This is a genomic window from Chitinophaga sp. MM2321 (genome assembly GCF_964033635.1).
Taxonomy (GTDB): Bacteria; Bacteroidota; Bacteroidia; order Chitinophagales; family Chitinophagaceae; genus Chitinophaga.
The window spans coordinates 2,177,204-2,194,715 of sequence record NZ_OZ035533.1; the positions used below are offsets into that span (position 1 = coordinate 2,177,204).

Below are 17,512 nucleotides of genomic sequence, written 5' to 3' on the forward strand. Positions count from 1 at the left end.
ATCTATTAAGCAATCTGACATGAAAAAATATTTTGCATTTATATTACTGGCAGCTGGCAGCATTGTGTTGCAAAGCGGCTGCAAACGGGCCGAGTTGCTCACTTACAGTGCACCGCCAGCTGTAAATTTTACCGGCAAGACTGTAGAATACAGCTTCCTGGGTAACGCCAGCGGTGAATATATCCAGGAGATCCCCGTAGGCATCAGCGGAACTGCGGCCAGTCATGACCGTTCCTTCACCGCTGTGGTGATTGATTCTTCCACCACGGCTTCTCTCGCATTGTTTGAAATGATGGGAGGCACAGTGCCGGCGGGTTCTTTCACGGGTACTTATAAAGTAAAGCTGAGAAACGACAGCAGTTTGCGTAACCAACGTGTAGCCATCAAAATAAAACTGGCGGATGACACTGATTTTGCAGCCGGCAATATTGAAACAAGTGAGTATACCGTGCAATGGTCGGATCAGATAGTTGTTCCCGCATGGACCTATTTCAAATACTTTTTCACCGCTCAGCCAAGTACAAAGGCTTATCAGTTGATTGTGCAAACCACCGGACTCAAAACCCTCACTGCTGCTGAATACAGATTACTTACACCGATTGGGGGTGAAGCCATGGGCCGTATTTTCGGTGATTACGTGATGCAATGGAATAAAGCGCATCCCCGTGATATACTGAAACACGACGATGGCAAACTAGCCGGACAACCCATAGTACCATTGTACTATACACAGTCAATATTTGAATAGCCAGCAAAGACCATTTACATGAAAAAGAACAGATCATTATACTTATTTGGCAGCCTGCTCCTGTTGGCGGCCATTTATTCCTGCCGCAAAGATTCCAGCACCCTGGATGTACATAAAATCAACGGGGTAGTAGTAGATACCACCGGCAAAAGTAAACTGGGTGTGTACCAGTTTGATACGCTTAAATTACAGCCGGGCATCAACCTGAATGGGGCCGATGAAGCCTCCTTCACTTACGAATGGAAAATAAATATGGAGCCTGACGATACCGTGTACCAGGTACTTTCAACAGAGAAATACCTGGCCGCTGAAATCAGGTTCCGACCCAATGTTACCGGGAAATATCATCAACTGGTGTATACTGTCACCGATAAGCAAAACGGCTTGCGTTATATTACGCCCTTCCAGATAACTGTACTCAATAACATTGGAGAAGGGTTGGTCATTGCGGATAGTAAAGACGGCATACAATCCGATATCAATCACCTGATGATGCCATGGGTTACGACAGATGCGACAAAAGAAAGCCTGAAATATAATGTCTTCTCTTCCATCAATGGTAAGAAAATAGATGGCATTGTAAAGCAAATGCGTTTCTATAAAATCTACGGGGTGGATATGGTTACTGGTATCACCAGTAATTCCGTTTTCAATATCAAAACACTGGATTATACCCTGGCAGGTGAAAACAGCAGCCTGTTTTATATACCGCGTCCGGTACTGAAACCACAGGCGCTGGGAGGTATTTACCTGGGAGATATTTATATAGGAGAAGGAAAATTTACCGCCGCCAATATGGGTGCTACTCCCAAGTATCCGGCGCCATACGATAACAATTTTGTGATACCCACACAGGTGGCCTTAAATCCTTATAATTATTCCGGTATCATCATTCGTGTAAGCTTCTATGATGAGGTACATGGGCATTTTGTTTATCTTTCTACGGTACAGTCTTTTGGCGACAACGTTATGCGTAAATACCCTCCTGTTAGCGGTGGTGCGTTTGATCCAAGTAATGTGCCCGGTAAACAAAACCTGGCGGCAGGACTGAGTATGAACAAAGATTTTCTGCACCTTTTGAAAGATAAGGCAACGGGTAAAATATCCTTATTTGTACTTGATCAGGGAATAGATGATTATCCGGATATTATACCACCTGCACCAAAAGCACAGTTTGATCTCTCCAATGCGCCGGGTATAGCCGATGCACATCATTTTGTATTTGCCGATGATCAAAACGTCCTGTACTATACATCCGGGAATAAAGTGTATGCCGTTTTATACGGAACATCCACTCCTTCCTACCAGGAGCGTTATACATTGCCCGCCGGGGAAGAGGTAACCGTACTTCAGATTTATCAACAGGGTAATTATCCGAATGTGGACGCCACTTTAAATACAAATAAAAAGATACTGATCATGGCTACCTACGACGGCAATCAAGGTAAATTGTTGTTGCTGCCCATGATAAACCCCGGTCTTGGAAACCTGGATATTGCTAACGGTAAGGTGTATGATGGATTTGGAAAAATATCCAGCGTAACCGCACAAAAATAAATGTAATACCCGCCATTCTAATACCTGTATTGTCTGCAGCAATTTTGCTGCAGACCAGCAGGGAAAGTATAGCTGCTAATAAAGGAATTATGAAGCACCAATTGTTTAGAAATTTATCCCTGGTAATGCTGTTAGCTTTAGGCACAGTCGCCATAGCACAATCAGGCGACAGCTCAGAGAAGGGTCACCGGAAAAGTAAGCGCAAAGGAAAAGCAATGGAGAAAGTTGTAGCCCCCGCAGAGAAAAAAGGCTATACTACTTTTACCAGTGGCATGCAACGGCAGTCGCAGGGTATGATGAATCTTTACTACAAGAATCAGAAATTATACCTGGAAATTCCACTGCAACTGATGCAGCACGACATGTTAATTGCCTCCACCATTTCTGAAATCAGCGATAACATGGATGGTCTTGTTGGGTCAAAACCGCAAACGCCCCTGCATGTAAGGTGGGTACACGCTGATTCGGCACTACTGCTCTGCAAAATGGAAAGCAGCAATATTGCCCCGGCGGATGATCCCAATATTCAACAGGCACTGGTGAAAAACAACATGGGTGCCATCCTGAAAATATTCCCGGTACAGGCATACAACCCCGCTAAAACAACAGCGGTTATTGATGTTACCGACTATTTCCTGAATGATATAAAAGAACTATCTCCCTTTGGCGATTTTAGTATCTATAAAATGGCGGGATACAAAATAGCAGAGAGTTTCAAACGTGACCGCTCTTTTATCGGTGAGTTTAAATCATTCAATGATAACCTGCTTGTTAAAAGTCATCTCACTTATGAAAATACCCTGAGTAATGACAAGCGGACGCTTGTTAAAGATAAACCTGTAACGGTAGTGCTTACACGTACTTTACTCCTTTTGCCGGAAGTGGCGGTTCGCCCAAGAAAAGCGGATTCACGCATCGGGGTATTTACCACACGCAAAACAATGTTTACGGCAGCAGCCAATAAAACGGAACACGTTTACTATGCCAACCGCTGGAATCTTGTACCAAAGGATACATCGGCTTACCGTGCAGGAAGTCTTAGTGAACCTGTAAAACCAATCGTGTTTTATATTGACAGCGATTTCCCCGAATCATGGAAACCTGCTATCAGGGCTGCTGTAAACAGCTGGCAGCAACCATTTGAAAAAATGGGTTTTAAAAACGCCATTGTGGCAAAAGACTTCCCGGTGGGGGATACTACCTTTGATCCGGATAACCTGAAGTATAACTGTATCCGCTATCAACCGGTTGCTATTGCAAATGCTATCGGGCCCTCCTGGGTGGATCCGCGTTCCGGTGAAATCATCAATGCTTCGGTATATGCCTTCCATGATATTGTGAAGTTGTTGAACAACTGGATGTTTGTGCAAACGGCGCAAACCGATTCCCGGGTTCGTAATAAACAACTCCCGGCTGATCTGCTGATGAAGGGTATCCAGTATGTGATCCGTCATGAAGTGGGGCATTGTCTTGGTTTCATGCACAATATGGGTGCATCATCTGCTATCCCGGTTGATTCATTGCGTTCAGCCTCTTTCACGGCAAAATATGGTACTACTTATTCCATCATGGATTATGCACGCTTCAATTACGTAGCGCAACCCGGTGATGTGGAAAAGGGTGTTCAGCTTACGCCACCGGAATTTGGTTTGTACGACGATTACATTGTTGACTGGAGTTATAGTTACTATGCTCCGGGTATTTCACAGGAAAAAGAGGACCAGCTACAAGCAGAAAAAATTAAAGCCAAAGCAGCGGATCGCCGTTACCGTTACGGTGCTCAACAGGGTATTCCGTTTGATCCTTCCGCACAAACAGAAGACCTGGGAGATGATGCTGTAAAGGCATCTGTATATGGGGTAAAGAATTTAAAATACATCCTGGCGCATCTGCATGAATGGGTAGGCAAGTACGATAAAGACTATACGTATCGCAAGGAGTTGTGGAACAATATCCTCTCGCAATATGTGCGTTATATCAATCATGTACATGCGAATCTGGGTGGGATGTACATCAATGAAAAGTATGAAGGAGACCCGGTGTTGATGTATGAATCTGTATCCCGTGCTAAGCAAAAAGCAGCCCTGGACTGGCTGATAGTACAGCTCCGCGATCTGGACTGGCTGGAGAATAAGGAAGTGTTGCAGGAGATGGCACTGGTAGGTACGCCTTCCATGATATTGAGAAAGCAACTTATTGAAGCGTTATTGAACGCACCGTTAAAAGTTAATTTAAGTGCTGCTAAATCTACCGAGAAAAATCCTCTTACCAGCGAAGAGGTAATGAAAAACCTGTACAGCGAAGTATGGAGTTCCACCACAAAAGGCAGAAAGCCGGACGTAACGGATCGTGAGATGCAGAAAGCCTATGTAGCAGGACTGATAAAGCAATCTAAGTTATCGCCTGCAAACAGCGGTAAGCCAAACGGGATTCAATTGCAGGAAAATGAAGGCGGATTCCAGGGAACGTTTACTATTCCAGGTATTACAGATATGGAACCTACGTGTAGCCATTCGGGTGATAATATCCCCGAAACGGCGCCTTATCAGGCATTTGGTGGTGGTAGTGTGCAATTCTCCCTGGCGCCTTCTATGGAAGCCGCCTATTATGCACAGCTAAAAAGTTGTCAGTCATTGTTGAAAGCAACCGTGGCAAAAACAACCGATACCACAACCCGCATGCATTACAGGTTGCTGTTGGAACAAATTGAAAAATCATTAAAATAACGGGGGATGTTTATGTTGAAAAGATCAATTAATATTGATAAAAGTCGCGGTAGCACCTTTTCCTGTAGTATCCTGAAAGGCTTAACAGCCCTGGTATTCGGATGTATGGTAACACTCTGCGTAACTACCCCGGCCTTTGCGCAGAAGGCTGCTAAGAAAGACACCGTGAATAAGCAAATGGCGTATGAAAAACTGTTTAAAAATAAAACAAAGCAAACAGTTACCGGGCTTATTACCATGCACCAGTTAGGAGGGAAGTTGTATTTCGAATTCCCGGTAAAGTTATTGGGCAAACCTATGCTGATTGGCTCTGTAGCAGTGTCTGTGAGCCATTCAGAGGATGGCGCTGCCGGGGAACAGGCGCATGATCCGCTTTGTGTGATTTTCGAAGAAAAGGATTCAGTTGTATCTATTAAGTTGATGCAGTTCGAACAACGCAAAGATGATAATGGAACAGCCGGCGTACTTGATAAAAGCCAGATAGCGCCTGTATTGGCATCCTATAAGGTATTGGCCTATTCTCCTGATAGCAGTGCGCTGGTATTTGAACCTACCGCATTTTTTGTCAGCGGGAATGCAGCAATGGACCCTTATTCGCCGGTAGGAGGTTTGACAAGCCGTCGTACCAGCTTTAAGCAGGACCGCTCCATTTTAGCCGGGATACAATCCTTTCCTGCCAACGTAACGATTAGCAGTTATCTCAGTTTCGGGGTTACTAAAACGTTCTTTGGGTTTACAACGGCAGAAGATCGTCCTTCCACGGTACTCATGAAAAGGACGATCTGCTTGCTGCCCGATGTGCCGATGCGCCCCCGGATCAACGATCCACGGATTGGTGTGTTTTACACAAATTACCAGGAAACCAGTGCAACAGCAGGTATTGCACCTGTTTACTACGCCAATCGATGGAGGCTCGAACCATCTGATAAAGCTGCATTTGAAAGAGGTGAATTGGTTAGCCCGGTGAAGCCGGTCGTTTTTTATATCGACAATAAATTTCCGGTATCCTGGGTACCTTATATCCGCAAAGGAGTGGAGCAATGGAATGAAGCCTTTGAAAAGATTGGTTTCAAAAATGCGGTGATCACACGTATGTACCCCGAGAATGATACTACATTCGACCCGGATAACATCACTTATAATTGCATTAAGTATGCGCCCACAGCTACCCAGAATGCCATGGGGCCATCATGGGTAGATCCGCGTACCGGCGAAATCCTCAATGCTTCGGTATATGTATATCATGGTATCATGGACGTGCTAAACGAATGGATCTTTATACAAACCGCTCCTGCCGATAAGCGTGCACGTAAAGTAAACCTGCCGATGGAGCTGGTAGGGCCGTCGCTGACTTACGTATTAACGCATGAAATAGGGCATTGCCTGGGGTTAATGCACAATATGGGCGCATCGTCTGCCTTCCCGGTAGACTCGTTACGTTCGCCTTCTTTTACGCAACAATACGGCACTACACCTTCCATCATGGATTATGCCCGGTTTAACTTTGTTGCACAACCGGGTGATATGGAAAGAGGGGTGAAAATGACACCACCGCCATTGGGGGTATATGATTACTATGTAATCAACTGGCTTTACCGCGTTATTCAAAACGCCAACAGCGCCGCCGCGGAAGTACCGGTACTGGAAGCTTTTGTAAGTGAGAAAATCAAAGACCCGATGTTCCGTTACGGTAAACAGCAGTTTACCGGAAACCTTGATCCAAATGCATTGTCGGAAGATCTGGGCGATGACCAGGTGAAAGCAACGCGGTATGCCATGAGCAACCTGCAATACCTGATGGAACATTTTAATGATTGGGTGAAAGAAGATGATCCTGATTATAGCTTCCGGAGAAAAGTAAATTTCTCTATCATCAATATCCAGTTTTATTGGTATTTAACACATGTACTGAGCAACCTGGGAGGTATTTATCAATATGAAAAATATGAGGGAGATCCTTTTCCTGCTTACAAAGTAGTGCCAAAAGAAAAGCAAAGGGAATCGATGGTGTTTTTATTGGAAACATTGGAAAATTCCAGCTGGTTAAACAACGCCCACCTGGAGAAAAACCTGGATGTTATCAATGGAAGTGCATCGGGATTTATGCAAACACTCTTGTTCCCGTACATCATGCGGTGGGTATCAAATATTGGTTATAGTGAAGCGAAAGGTGGCCATGATAGTTATACACAGGAAGAATGCATTACAGATGTTTTCAATTACCTGTGGAAAGAAACCTTACAGGGTAAAACGCCTACAGATTCAAAGCTCAACCTGCAAAGAAGTTTTGTCCAGGTGCTAATACGTTCAGCTGGAGTGCTGCCTGTGGTGCAAGGTAAAGAAAATGCGATGACAGCTGGTTTGATTGATAATACCGACGAATTTGCAGGGGTTATAAAGTTGCATCACCTGGCATTGGAAAACGGATTATCACCGGTGGGTTGTACACAAACCACTGCTACCGGCCCTGTTGAGGGTTTTGGCTTTATGCCAAGGATCCCGTATCAAACGGAAGATATTACGCATTTATATTATAGTTGGCTGGTTGAAACACAAAAATCATTGGATAAAATTGTGAAAATGCAAACAGGTAAGCCGAAAATGGAGTATGAATATCTCCAGTTGTTGGTAAAACGTGCATTAGCCGTAAAATAAATATTGCTTTTACTGCATCTCATAGAGGCCAGCCCACCCGGGTTGGCCTCTTTTTTTTCTCATCTCCGGAAAATTCTTATACTGCATATATCATCAAACAAAAGAAAGGGGAATAGATAATCATGATAAATAGATGACAGCAGATGTTTTTTTGTAAGTTTACAATTGATTTAAAAGATGTCAGGTGAATGCCAATAGGTGAAGAACATGATGATCAACCATTGCTGGCCAGGCTGACGGCGGGTAGTACGGCCGCATTCGAAGAGATCTACAACGAATATTATAACGGATTACTTTTTTTCGCACAACGCTTCTTACCGTTACACCAGGCGGAAGATATTCTGGCGGACACATTTATTAAATTATGGGAATCTTCTGCCAGCTTCGGGAGCTTGCCCCAGCTGCATCGATGGCTGCGGGTCACGGTACGTAACGCCTGTCTGAATGTACTGATCAGGGAGAAAAGGAGTAGCGAAAAAAAAGAATGGCTGCTTTCGCAAACGGAAGAAGTGTACGAGCATCAATATTTCAGTGATAAATTACAGGCCGGTTTACAGGCACATATCCTGGGGGAAATAGAAAGACTGCCACCCCGGCAGCAACATATTGTCCGTATGTTCTTCCTGGAAGAAATGGATAATACCAGTATTGCAGCAGCTTTACAGATAAGCGTGCAGGCGGTAAAAAATCAGAAAGTGACCGCGCTGAAAATTCTCCGCAGCCGTTTTAAGGGAGCGGACCTGTTCCCGTTAACCATCCTCTTACTCCTTTTTACTTCCCGATTCTGACCTTTTTTTATTTTTTTTTCATTTCCACTTGTACGCTGGTCAAACCCAGTTGTTATATTATATAAAGCAAATTGCTGTCCTTTTCATGATAGAGTCTACGAAGCGATTAAGTGAACTTATATTTAAGTCGATCCGCGGAGAATTAAGCCCCCCGGAGACACAGGAGCTACAGGAATGGTTGGAAAGATCGCCTGATAACAGGCGCTTGTATGAAGATATGATACAGCCCTCCCGGATAAAGCAGGGGTTGGAACAGGTATATGAAGCAACTGCTTCCAGGGAACGGGTGCTGGAAAGGGTTCGTGCGGCTGTAGGTACCACATCGTTGTCTGAAGAAGTTCCCGCTGAAGCATCGTCTTTTTCTATCCGCAGGTGGTTGCCTTATGCTGCCGCCATTTTGTTGCTGGCAGGCGGTGCAGGGCTTTGGTGGTTCAAACCAAAGGTTGACCCGGCTCCACGGGTTGTAGCCGCCAAACAACAGGATGTTAGTCCCGGTGGCACCGGTGCCATACTCACACTGGCAGATGGTTCAACAGTTAAGCTGGACAGCCTGGAAAACGGAGAAATTGCCTCCCAGGGTGGATCAAAGGTAATGATCAGAAACGGCTACCTGGCCTATCAGGAAGAGGATGCACGCACACAAACAGCAGCAGGAACGGCCCGCAATATGATCAGTACGCCCCGTGGCAGACAATTCCAATTGCTGTTGCCTGATGGCACAAAAGTATGGCTGAATGCCGGTTCTTCTCTCTCGTATCCTGTTGTATTCAGTGGTAAAGAAAGAAGTGTAGACATTACAGGAGAAGCATATTTTGAAGTAGCGCCCGATCCGCAGCGGCCATTTAAAGTGAAAATGGGCATAGACGCAGAGATAGAAGTATTAGGAACTCATTTTAATGTAAATGCCTATCCGGATGAACCACAAATAAATACCACTCTGCTGGAAGGCTCCATCAGGATCTCTGCTGCGTCGGAAGGTAAAATATTGAAACCGGGATACCAGGCAAGCATGAAAAATGGTGAAATACGGGTGAAGCAGGTAGATGTAGAGGAAGCAATGGCCTGGAAGAACGGCCTGTTCATCTTTGCAGATACTGATATAGAAACCGTTATGCGGCAATTGAGCCGGTGGTATGATATAGAAGTTGTTATAGAAGGAACTGTAAAGAAACGGCAATTGACCGGAGAAGTGTACAGGAGCTACACATTGCAGCAGGCATTATCCGTACTACAGGCCACCGATCTGCATTTCAGCATTAACGGACGTCAACTGAAAGTGATGCCATGATAAAATAAAAGAGCAATATTTATCAACCAAAGTAAAAAAATCAACCACGCATGGAGACATAATAAATGATGCAAACAAGTGGTGACTGAAAAAAAAGCCGGAGGTGTTCGAAGCACCACCGGCGGGATGTTCGGGCACCCGGAAAATTAATCCGTTTCAAAGACTGTTTTACGTTTTACCCAAACAATGTAAATGTATGTATTTAAACTTTATCGGAAAAGCTCCGTATAAGAAGGGGCTTGCTTTATCCAAACTGATCCTGGTTATGAAAATGACCGCATTGCTTTTAGTAATCGGCTTTTTACATGTGAATGGGAAAGCCTTTTCTCAAAAGATTACACTGGCTGCCAACAATATGCCGCTCGAAAAAGTGCTGGGAAGTATTAAAAACCAGACTGGATACCTGTTTCTATATGATAACCAGCAGCTCAACAGGAAGCAGATTGTAAATGTGCATGTAAAGGACGCATCGCTACAGGAAGCATTGGATGCCTGCTTGAATGGCCTGCATATGTCTTACGAAATTGTGGAGCGCAACATTATTATCAAACAGTTGAAAGACACCAAATCCACTTTGGTGGACGTGCAGCAGCCTGTAAAGGGAAAGGTGACCAGCGACGGACAACCTTTACCCGGGGTAACCATAAAGGTAAAAGGTAAAGCCACCGGTGCAGTCACGGCTGCTGATGGTACCTTTTCTGTACAGGCGGAGGAAGGTGAAGTGCTACAGTTTTCCTACATGGGGTATGAACCCCGGGAGATGACTGTTGCAGGCAGTGCCTTCCTGAATGTGCAGCTGCAATCGCAGGAGCAGGCGCTGAAAGATATCGTGGTAGTAGGTTATGGTGTGCAGAAAAAAGTGAGCCTGACCAGTTCTATATCGCAGCTGACTGGTGAGGACCTGACCCGCAGACCAGTATCCAATATCCAGCAGGCATTGCAGGGCGCAGCACCGGGTGTTACGGTCCTGGACAACGGCGGTGCACCGGGCAAGTCCAGTGCTTCCATCCGGGTACGAGGTATTACTACGTTCAATGCTACTTTAGCTTCCGGTACTACCGGTTATGACCTGAGCAAAAATGATCCACTGGTCATTGTAGATGGAATAGAACAGCGGTTAACAGATATTAACCCGGATGATATTGAATCCATTTCATTGCTGAAAGATGCTTCTTCCAGTGCGATCTATGGTTCCAGGGCTACGAACGGTGTGATCATGGTGACCACCAAAAGGGCCAGGGCAGGTAAACTGACCGTCAACTATAACTTCTTTTACGCCCTTCAGAAAAGCATCAACAACCCTGAAATGATGGACCTGGAGAGTTATATGCGCGAACAGGTGGCTGCTTATACCAACGCTGGTGCGGCCATACCGGCACGCTATAAAGAAGAATCCATCCAGGCATGGGTGAATGCTACCGACCGCGAAAAATACCCGCTGCCCAATGTGTGGTACCAGGAAATGCTGCGCACAGCACCACAAATGAACCATAGCCTGGCAGTAGCCGGGGGAAGCGAAAATTTCAGGGCGCGCATGAGTGTACGGTACAGTGACCAGGAAGGGATCATCACCAATTTTAATAATAAACTGAAAGAGGTGCGTGTAAGCACGGATTTCAATGCACCTCACCGCATGAAATTCAGTGCAGATGCCAACTACCGTAATAATGCGTCTCTCACACCTGCCAACGAACTTTCTATTTATCAGTATATGCTGCACGGCTCACTCTGGGCGGTACCTAAATACGCAGATGGTTCCTATGGTCTTAGTCCGCAAGGCGCTAACCCGCTCATGTTCGCAGAAATCGGCGGTACCTCCCGGCAGACAATCGATTATTTTACCGGTAACCTGAAAGGCGACTGGGAAATCATCGACGGACTTAAATTTTCCGTACAATACGGCGAAAGGTTTATGCTGACGGGTGGGAAGGACTACGCCAACGCCTATACGGTTAAAGATAAAATGACCAATATCGTTCGCACGGTTGCCAACAATACGCTGACTGAAACCCGCAATACCCTGCGGGAGTATACGCTCAATAATTTACTGAGCTACGATAAAATGATTGGAAGCCACAGCATCAAAGTATTACTGGGATATTCCCAGATCGGTAACACACAAACCAATCTGAATGCCTACCGCGAAAGGTTTTATAACAACAACCTGGGCTCCATCAGCCAGGGTGCAGACGACGGTACCAAATCCAATTCAGGCAATGATGCGGTATATGGATTGCGTTCTTATTTTTCAAGATTAAACTATAGCTACAAAGACAAATACCTGCTGGAAGCAAATGCCCGTTATGATGGATCATCAAGATTTACCGGCGATAAACGGTATGGTTTTTATCCTTCTTTTTCTGCAGGATGGAGATTGTCTGAAGAAGGATTCTGGGCTGCAATCAAGCCGGTAGTGGGTGATTTTAAGGTAAGAGGTTCGTGGGGTATTACCGGTAATCAGTCTGTAGGACTGTACAGCTTTTATGAATCATTATATCTCAGCTCTTATACTTTCGGTGGTGCACCCGCAAGTGGCTACCGGCAGTTAACACTGTCTAACAGTGACCTGGGCTGGGAAAGCACCAGGCAAACAGATATTGGTTTTGATGCATCGCTGCTGAAAGACAGGTTATCCGTTACTTTTGATTATTATAAAAAGGTGACCAACGATATCTTGCTTAACCTCCCTATCCCTGCAACGGTGGGGTTGATTGCACCGCCGCAGAATGCCGGCGCTGTGGAAAATAAAGGAATGGAGTTGTCGCTCAACTACCGTAATAATAGTGGCGCATTGCATTATGGTTTTGGTGGTAACTTTAATATCAACAACAATAAAGTGACGGACCTGAAAGGTACCGGCCCGTATATTACCGGTTCGGATACTGATCCGCGTTATATCGTAAAGGTGGGATTACCCATCAATACCCTGTGGGGATACAAGTCTGGCGGCATTTTCCAGACACAGGAAGAAGTGGATAAATACCCGCACTATGCTGCCAACACCAAACCAGGTGATGTTAAATATCTTGATCTTAACAATGATGGTAAAATAGATGGCAACGATATGACCGCCATCGGTAATTCTTTCCCGAAATACACCTTTGCTTTCAATGCCAATCTTTCCTACAAAGGACTGGAATTAAATGCGCTGTTCCAGGGAGCGGCAGATGTAGATACCCGCTTATCCGGTGCATTGGCTGAAATGGGCGTGCAGGAAGGCTTTGTGTCCAACATCTTTACAAATAATTACTGGACACCGGAACATACGGATGCAAAATATCCCCGGCCGGTTAAAAGTGATCTGCGTAATGTGATGACCTCCGACCGCCTGGTAATAGATGGGTCTTATTTCCGGCTGAAAAATATACAACTGTTGTACAACCTTCCCCAGGAGTGGACGCGCAATGTGTTTAACAGTGTAAAAGTGTATGTATCGGCTACCAATGTTTTCACTATCTCGAAGCTGAACGAGTGGAACCTGGACCCGGAAGTGGGATCGGGCCGTTTGCAATATTATCCGCAGACTGCTTTGTACACCATCGGTTGTAATATCCAGTTCTAATCGTTTCACCATCAACCATCAAAAAGAAATCGCATGAACCGCTATAAATCATCTTCCATATTTCTCCTGTTGTCGGCACTCTTTTTTACAGCCTGCGACAACAGTCTGCTGGACACCGTGCCCAACGACCGCCTGTCTTCCGGCGTATTCTGGAAAACAGATAATGACGCCAAGATGGCCACAAATTCATTGTATACCTTTCTCGATAGTACCAATATTTTTACCTGGGATGCACTTACGGATATTGCACATGTGAATCAGAATATTGCTGCTGAAGCAACCATAGACAGAGGCAATTACGATGCACTGAACGGAACGGTCTGGGATGAATGGAAACGCACTTACACGGGCATCCGCGCGGTCAATTATTTTATGGAGAACGTGGATAAAATCACCGTAACTGATACGGCGCTGATCAACCGGCTGAAAGGGGAAGCCAGAACATTGCGCGCTTACCAGTACATCAAACTGGCAGCACTGTACGGTGATGTACCATTGATCACCGGTACCATCAGTATTGCAGAAGCCAGCAAGATAAAACGTACACCAGTAAAAGAGATATGGGATTTTGTTGATGCAGAACTCACTGCAGTTGCGCCGGCGCTACCAGTTTCTTATGGCGCAGCTGATAAAGGACGCATCACCAAAGGCGCTGCACTGGCCCTCAAAGCAAGAGCCGACCTGTATGCAGGAAGATACCAGCTGGCTGCGGATGCAGCAGAACAGGTAATGGGACTGGGTTATACTTTGTATGGTTCCTATCAGCAGTTATTTTCCTATGCTGCTGAAAATAATACAGAAGTAATACTGGACAAACAATTTGTAAAGGATCTTTACCCGAATAATGTTTTCAACAGACTGGCGCCTTACAGTCAGAAAAGCGCCACCAGTTATTATGTGCCAACCAAGGCACTCACGGATGCCTACGAAATGAGTAATGGCAAAGCAATTGATGCAGCAGGGAGCGGGTACGATCCGTTTCATCCGAATGACAACAGGGACCCGCGTTTGAGATATTCTATTTTTGTTCAGGGCGACCAGTTACCTTCCGGCATCACCTATAACCCGGTACCCGGCAGTGGTACACCGGATGCTATCGGGAATACCTATCTCGCTACCAGCACCGGTTATAACATCAGGAAATATGTTAATCCGGAAGATTATGCCAATCCCACAAATTGCGGGATTAATATTATTCTGCTGCGTTATGCAGAAGTATTGCTTACTTATGCCGAAGCAAAAATAGAATTGAATACGATTGATGCCAGTGTATACAAAGCCATCAATGATGTGCGGCAGCGTGCCGATGTAAATATGCCCCAACTGGCCACTGATCTTGGTCAAAACGAGTTACGCCAGGCAGTACGGCATGAGCGCATGGTAGAACTGGCACTGGAAGGTTTGCGACTGTTTGATATCAGGCGCTGGAAAACTGCGGCTACATTGATGACCGGGCCGGTATATGGCATGACTTATACAGATGGCGGTGTTGTGAAAACAATTACTGTCAGCGCCTTTACCCGTAATTTCGAAGCGCCTAAACATTATCTCTGGCCGGTACCACAACCGGAAACAGACCTGAACCCGAATTTGATGCCGCAAAATCCAGGATGGTAACAATTATTTTAGATAATAAACAATGACTGATATGTTGATAAAAAAACTATGCTGGTTGTCTTGCATCTGCCTGTTGCCATTCACCACCATCAATGCACAGCAGAAAGCAAAAAAAACGGCTAAACCCAATGTGATCTTTATCCTGGCTGATGATATGGGGTATGGAGATCTGAGCTGTTACGGGAATCCGCTGATTAAAACACCTTACCTGGACAAAATGGCCGCGGAAGGATTTAAAAGCGGGTCCTTCATGGTGCCTTCACCTGCATGCACTCCTGCAAGGGCTGCATTGCTGACGGGGCGTTATCCTGATAAGGTCCGCATGGGACATGTAGTAGGACCCGGAAGTAAAGATGGCCTGGCTGACAGCATTTTTACACTTGGAAAAATGTTCCGGAGCAATGGCTATCAAACCATGATGATTGGTAAATGGCATCTGGGTGACAAGCCGGATACCAGGCCGCTTTCTCATGGCTTTGACCATTATTTTGGTATGATGTACAGCCATGACTACCAGGACCCTTTTGTAAAGACTGATACCACACTGGCTGTATTTTACGACAACACACGCGTGATAGAAAAGCCGGATTACAGCAAGCTGCTACAACTTTATACAGATACCGCGGTTGCTTACATCGCGCGCACAAACCGTAGCAAGCAACCATTTTTCCTGTACCTCCCGTATCCGATGCCGCATGCACCTGTAGCTGCAAACGAGGCGTGGAAAGGACATTCCGTTGCAGGTGTATATGGAGATGTGATCGAAGAACTGGACAACTGCGTGGGCAGGGTGATGCAGCAACTGAAGCAGCTCCACCTGGATGAAAATACAATCGTAGTATTTACGAGTGATAATGGTCCATGGAATAATATGCCGGAGCGTATGTTTGGCCGGGATATCGTAAAGCCATGGGACCATGGATCTACCGGACCTTTCCGGGGAGGAAAAGCAAATACCTATGAAGGTGGTCACCGCGAGCCTTTCCTGGTATGGTGGCCGGGGCATGTTCCAGCCGGACAATTATCCACTGCACCCTGCATTATGAATGATATGATGCCTACACTGGCCGCTGCTACCGGTTATACAGCGCCACTTCCGGCTAATCTCAATGGTATCAGTATGTGGGCGCATATCAGCGGTAAAGAGGCAAAGATGCCGGAAAGAGTGCTGTATTACCTGAATGCCAGCGGGCAGCTGGAAGCCGTTCGCCAGGGCGACTGGAAGCTAAGGATTGCAAAAGCAGCCACTCCGGAAACCGAGCTGTTTAACCTCGCATGGGACATCTCTGAAAAACACAATGTGGCAGAAAGATTCCCTGATAAGGTAAAAACATTACAGCTTTTGCTGGAAGATTATAAATCATTGCAATAGGGATTATTTTTCATTTTGAAATTTGATATGCAGCGAAGGTCGGAGTTGATCGTTTTAAACAATCACTCGGGTCTTCGCTGCATTTTTAAATGCTGCCCTGACTGGACCCATATCTTCCTAAAACCTAACTACGCCATTTTTGTTATATTACTATTGAAAGCTTTATCTCTTCATTATTCAATAGTTAGCTATGCATGATACTGTTTTAAAACAGGGACAATGGCCTGTACTTAAGTTTGATGATTGGAAAGACACCCTGGCCACTGTACACCTATGGACGCAGATTGTAGGAAAGATCCGCCTCCGGAAGATGCCCTGGTTAAATCATTCCTGGCATGTTACGCTATATGTGTGCCCTTACGGATTAAGTACTGGAAGCGTGCCGTACCAGCATGGTATTTTTCAGATAGACTTTGATTTTATGCAGCATCAGCTACTGATTATTACCAGTACGGGTAAAAAAGAAACACTGGAACTGCGGCCAAGAACGGTAGCCGATTTCTATAAAGTGCTATTTGAAAAACTGAAAATATTAGATATTGATGTAGCTATTTACCCGGTGCCTAATGAGCTGGAAGTAACGATTCCTTTTCCGGATGATCATCTTCATCAGTCATACGATCAGCATAAAATGGCAGCTTTCTGGCAGGCGCTTGTAAAAATCCACAACGTGTTTACCCGTTTCAGGGCCCGCTTTACGGGAAAATGTAGCCCTGTCCATTTCTTTTGGGGCGCCTTTGACCTGGCGGTGACGAGGTTTTCAGGGAGAGATGCACCCCAACACCAAGGAGTAGCTCCCAATATGCCAGCTATTGTGATGCAGGAGGCTTATTCCAAAGAGGTGAGCTCCTGCGGTTTTTGGCCCGGTAATGAACAATATCCGCATGCCTCTTTTTATGCTTATTGTTATCCTGCTACGCCAGCTTTCGGCGAACAGGCAGTGAAGCCTGAAGAGGCCTTCTATAGCCCGGAAATGGGGGAGTTCCTGTTGTCTTATGACGTGGTACAGCAAGCAGCTGACCCGGAGGAAACGCTCCTCGCATTTATGCAATCTACCTATGAAGCAGCCGCCAATACAGGCAACTGGGATCGCCAGGCACTGGAATGTGATCTGTCGCACCTGGAAACGGAATATGGCTGCTTCAAACAGGGATGACCTACGCTGTACGGATACGGACAATCATCTACATAAAAGCGAA

Annotated in this window: 10 protein-coding genes; all 10 read left to right on the forward strand. The window is 45.5% G+C overall.

Features of this window, described 5'->3' with window-relative positions:
- Window positions 1-19: 19 nt before the first annotated feature.
- The 10 genes from ABQ275_RS08450 to ABQ275_RS08495 all read left to right on the forward strand — a co-directional run bounded on the left by ABQ275_RS08450 (window position 20) and on the right by ABQ275_RS08495 (window position 17,469).
- Window positions 20-748 carry a DUF4843 domain-containing protein gene (locus tag ABQ275_RS08450; RefSeq protein ID WP_349317848.1) on the forward strand — a complete coding sequence of 243 codons (729 nt, stop codon included), beginning with the start codon at window positions 20-22 and terminating at the stop codon, window positions 746-748.
- An 18-nt stretch (window positions 749-766) separates the two neighbouring features.
- Window positions 767-2,305: a PKD-like family lipoprotein gene (locus ABQ275_RS08455; protein ID WP_349317849.1), complete on the forward strand. Its 1,539-nt coding sequence runs from the start codon at window positions 767-769 to the stop codon at window positions 2,303-2,305.
- A gap of 89 nt (window positions 2,306-2,394) precedes the next feature.
- Window positions 2,395-5,031 carry a zinc-dependent metalloprotease gene (locus tag ABQ275_RS08460; protein ID WP_349317850.1) on the forward strand — a complete coding sequence of 879 codons (2,637 nt, stop codon included), beginning with the start codon at window positions 2,395-2,397 and terminating at the stop codon, window positions 5,029-5,031.
- A gap of 12 nt (window positions 5,032-5,043) precedes the next feature.
- Window positions 5,044-7,686: a zinc-dependent metalloprotease gene (locus ABQ275_RS08465; RefSeq protein WP_349317851.1), complete on the forward strand. Its 2,643-nt coding sequence runs from the start codon at window positions 5,044-5,046 to the stop codon at window positions 7,684-7,686.
- Between the two features lie 188 nt (window positions 7,687-7,874).
- Window positions 7,875-8,474, forward strand: a complete 600-nt coding sequence (locus ABQ275_RS08470) for a sigma-70 family RNA polymerase sigma factor (protein ID WP_349317852.1) — start codon at window positions 7,875-7,877, stop codon at window positions 8,472-8,474.
- 85 nt (window positions 8,475-8,559) lie between these two features.
- Window positions 8,560-9,762, forward strand: coding sequence for a FecR domain-containing protein (locus tag ABQ275_RS08475; protein WP_349317853.1), 1,203 nt, complete (start codon window positions 8,560-8,562; stop codon window positions 9,760-9,762).
- Between the two features lie 196 nt (window positions 9,763-9,958).
- Entirely contained in the window at window positions 9,959-13,324 is a 3,366-nt protein-coding gene (locus ABQ275_RS08480; protein WP_349317854.1) for a TonB-dependent receptor, read from the forward strand.
- Between the two features lie 33 nt (window positions 13,325-13,357).
- Window positions 13,358-14,941, forward strand: a complete 1,584-nt coding sequence (locus tag ABQ275_RS08485) for a RagB/SusD family nutrient uptake outer membrane protein (protein WP_349317855.1) — start codon at window positions 13,358-13,360, stop codon at window positions 14,939-14,941.
- A 31-nt stretch (window positions 14,942-14,972) separates the two neighbouring features.
- Window positions 14,973-16,313, forward strand: coding sequence for a sulfatase (locus ABQ275_RS08490; protein ID WP_349317856.1), 1,341 nt, complete (start codon window positions 14,973-14,975; stop codon window positions 16,311-16,313).
- Window positions 16,314-16,503: 190 nt separating this feature from the next.
- On the forward strand, window positions 16,504-17,469 hold the full coding sequence (locus tag ABQ275_RS08495; protein WP_349317857.1) for a DUF5996 family protein: 966 nt from the start codon (window positions 16,504-16,506) through the stop codon (window positions 17,467-17,469).
- Window positions 17,470-17,512 lie beyond the last annotated feature (43 nt).

Coding starts and splice junctions, on each gene's coding strand:
- ABQ275_RS08450 (WP_349317848.1), top strand. CDS start 20: ATGAAAAAATATTTTGCATTTATATTACTGGCAGCTGGCAGCATTGTG.
- ABQ275_RS08455 (WP_349317849.1), top strand. CDS start 767: ATGAAAAAGAACAGATCATTATACTTATTTGGCAGCCTGCTCCTGTTG.
- ABQ275_RS08460 (WP_349317850.1), top strand. CDS start 2,395: ATGAAGCACCAATTGTTTAGAAATTTATCCCTGGTAATGCTGTTAGCT.
- ABQ275_RS08465 (WP_349317851.1), top strand. CDS start 5,044: ATGTTGAAAAGATCAATTAATATTGATAAAAGTCGCGGTAGCACCTTT.
- ABQ275_RS08470 (WP_349317852.1), top strand. CDS start 7,875: ATGCCAATAGGTGAAGAACATGATGATCAACCATTGCTGGCCAGGCTG.
- ABQ275_RS08475 (WP_349317853.1), top strand. CDS start 8,560: ATGATAGAGTCTACGAAGCGATTAAGTGAACTTATATTTAAGTCGATC.
- ABQ275_RS08480 (WP_349317854.1), top strand. CDS start 9,959: ATGTATTTAAACTTTATCGGAAAAGCTCCGTATAAGAAGGGGCTTGCT.
- ABQ275_RS08485 (WP_349317855.1), top strand. CDS start 13,358: ATGAACCGCTATAAATCATCTTCCATATTTCTCCTGTTGTCGGCACTC.
- ABQ275_RS08490 (WP_349317856.1), top strand. CDS start 14,973: ATGTTGATAAAAAAACTATGCTGGTTGTCTTGCATCTGCCTGTTGCCA.
- ABQ275_RS08495 (WP_349317857.1), top strand. CDS start 16,504: ATGCATGATACTGTTTTAAAACAGGGACAATGGCCTGTACTTAAGTTT.